Source organism: Streptomyces griseoloalbus, assembly GCA_014650015.1.
GTDB lineage: Bacteria > Actinomycetota > Actinomycetes > Streptomycetales > Streptomycetaceae > Streptomyces > Streptomyces griseoloalbus.
This window is the reverse complement of sequence record BMUD01000065.1, coordinates 1-2,512: the sequence shown is the minus strand read 5'-3', so window position 1 is coordinate 2,512 and position 2,512 is coordinate 1. Positions and strand designations below refer to the sequence as shown.

Genomic DNA, 2,512 nt, shown 5'->3' with positions numbered 1-2,512 from the left:
TGCCGCGTGTGCGGCAGCACCACGGGACACCGAGGCCGGGTTAGCGATCACCTCCGTTGACCCCGACACCGACCGCGACGGGACTTGCCGTACCGTCCGGGTTCCTCAGGGCGGTGAGCGAACCGATGTCCACCGCGTCCGGCGCCGCGGTGCGAGCGCTCGGTGAGCGGTTCAGCGCGCTGCCGCCGGGGTTGGTCGGCGTGCTGCCGTCGGGATGGGGCGGGATGACGCAGTTGGACTTGTCGGACTCGAGGGAGCCGTTGATGGCCGTCACGCAGAACTCGTAGTTCCACACGCCCGGGAACAAGAAGCCGACGCCGTAGTGGGTGTCCTCGATGATGTTCTCGTCGGCCTTCGGCGGGGTGGTGCCGCCGTCCTTGATGTTGGAGACCCACAGCCGGTAGCCGGCCGCCGAGTTCGCGCCGTTCCAGTCCAGTTCCACCGTGGTGGGATCGACGGTGGTCACCCGCAGGCCGGTCGGGGCGGCCGGGGTACCGCCGCCGACCATCACCGGACGGGCCAGTGCGGGCAGCCCGCCGCCGGCGGCGTTCCAGGTGGCCGCCGCGACGAGGTAGCGGTGGCCCGGTTTCAGCCCGTGGATCTGCACCCGGTTGCCGCGGAAGCCGGTGCCGGTGAGCCAGGCGCCGGGCGTGTCCTTGTCGAAGAGGATCACTTCGTGCCGGTCGATGGTGGTGGGGTAGTCAGGTGGTGCGATCTCGAGCTCGATGCCGTCCCGGCCGATGGGCCGGCTGGCGAGGATCCGCGGCGGCGGGGCCGTCTTCGGGCGGGCGACCGCGCTGACCGTGCCGGACCATGGGCCCTTGACGTTGTCACCGCCGACGGTGCGCACCTGGTACTCCCACTGGATGCCGTCGACGGTCCAGGTGGTGTCGGCACGGTTGCTGTTGACGCGGCCCTCGCCCCAGGTCGTCTGGCCGGCGACCCGCGACCGCACGTCGTAGCCGAACGCCCCGTACACCGGGTCCCAGGTGACGGTCACTCCCTGCGGGCTGGACTCGGCCTTCAGACCGCTCGGCACGGGCGTCGGCCGGACCGGCAGATTCTCGGGCGGGAAGGGGATCGGGCCCCGGCCCAGGCCGTACCGGTCGTGCAGGGTCTGCTCGAAGGCGATGGCGAGCTGGTACTCACCGTAGGCGTTGGGGTGCAGGCCGTCGTAAGAGGCCGGGCAGGCGGCGGGGGCGCAGGAGTACTTCTTCTGCCAGTCGACGACCTCCACCTGGGAGATGGATTTACTCAACCGGGGGGCCGCGTTCGCGAGCAGCCGGTTGAAGTTGTCGGTCTTGGTGATCAGATCGTCCCGGCCGCCGATCTTCGACCGGTGCGGCACGGTGGCCACCGCGAAGTCGACCCCCGGCCGGGCCGCGCGGGCCTGGTCGATGATGGTCTCGACGCTGTCCAGGGTGCCGTTCTCGTCGCTGACGAACCAGCCCATGTCGTTGAAGCCGGCCGCGAGCAGGACAAGGTCCGGCTTGTAGGTCTCGACCTGCCGGCGGATGTCGCCCTTGATCTGTGCGGCCTGTCTGCCCCAGTGCGCGTAGTGGTCGCTGTCGAAGGCGACCCCGGCCGCGTAGCCGCCGTCGACGCGGATGCCCTGGTCCGCCGGCTTCTCACCGACGAAGAGCGGCGGTTTCGGCGGAGAGGGCTGGTCCGGGGTGAACGTGCCGTGGTAAGGACCGACGAAGTCGACCGAGATGTTGTTCTCCTGGAACCACTGCCACAACCGGTAGCGCCAGGTGTAGTCGCCCTCGTGGCCCTGGCTGATCGAGTCGCCGACCACCATCACCCGGATCGTCGACGGCCAGGCGGAGGGTCGCAGGCCCTGGCTCATTCGTTCGATGCACGTACGCAAGTACCCCCCGAAGTCCGGCATCAAGTCCGCGATGCGCTGCAACGGCGCAGACCACGAGCCGAGCTTGAGGGCGAAGTTCCTCGTTGTCTCTCCCACCACCTCGACCAGCGAGACCACCCCCTTGGATGCCCACGCCACCAGCCCCCCGGTGCCGAACCCGACCAAAGCGCCCCACAAAGCCTGGGTGACTGCCTCACCCCAGACGTCCCAACCGCCGAGCGACCGTCCGTCGAAGACTGCGTTCATCAGGTCAGTGACGAGCGCCCCCATTGCGCCGCTGATGGCCCCGCAGGTAGGTACGGCGAGGGGCGCGGCGGGGGCGAAGACGGAGAAGGAGGCCAAGCACGCCACGACGGAGACGACACCCACCGCGGTCCCGACCATGCTGGCAATCAACTTCTGCCACCAGTTCGCCGAAGCGTTCACCTCGCCCGTGGGTATGACGATGACGAGGCTGTCGCCGACGACCTGGATACTGCCGTCGAACCGGACGTCGCTTAGCCGGTCGTAGAAGTCCACGTTGCTCTTCTGCGCCTGCAGGTCGAAGGACTCGCTGAGCGTGCGCCCCTTGTCCTTGTCGGCGCGCACCGTGTTGACCATCTGCGACATCTGCCGCTGCCACTCGTCCGGCCGCTGCGCGGT

At 69.1% G+C, this 2,512-nt stretch carries 1 protein-coding gene; it reads right to left on the bottom strand.

All coding sequences use genetic code 11. The annotated features are described in order from the left end of the window. Positions 1-40: 40 nt before the first annotated feature. A partial coding sequence (locus IE178_RS34930) for a GDSL-type esterase/lipase family protein (RefSeq protein WP_193515050.1) occupies positions 41-2,512 on the bottom strand: 2,472 nt, incomplete at its 5' end.